The 326-nt window shown below is 53.7% G+C and carries 1 protein-coding gene; it reads right to left on the reverse strand.

All coding sequences use genetic code 11. The features are described 5' to 3' along the window. Window positions 1-133: 133 nt before the first annotated feature. Window positions 134-326 (reverse strand): hypothetical protein (locus EOA79_RS33320; RefSeq protein WP_206639317.1); only part of this gene is annotated, 193 nt, incomplete at its 5' end.

A 326-nucleotide genomic window follows, 5' to 3' on the forward strand; every position in this document is an offset into this window, starting at 1 on the left:
GTAATAGCGTTCGGGCCGGTAGGTCGGCGCGACGAATTCGCGGATGGCGGCGGCATAGCCGATGAGGTGCGCGAGGAAGTTCATTACCTTGTCCCTGTCCCGATTTTCGGATGTCCCTTCCGAATTGCGGTCATCATAGCGTCGAGGCGTGAATAGTCGGTGAACGTGATGTTAATATCTGGTCGAAAATGCCTTGCTTCGTGGCTGGAATGCGGCTGATTCGGGGTCTTTCCGTGCAGTTGGTTGGCATTCCGGCCAATGTGACTTTTGCATCACATATGTTTCGTTTGAATGTCGCCTGCGCGCGGTTCTGTTTCAACTTTTGC

It is taken from the genome of Mesorhizobium sp. M1A.F.Ca.IN.020.03.2.1, assembly GCF_004023205.1.
Lineage (GTDB): Bacteria > Pseudomonadota > Alphaproteobacteria > Rhizobiales > Rhizobiaceae > Mesorhizobium.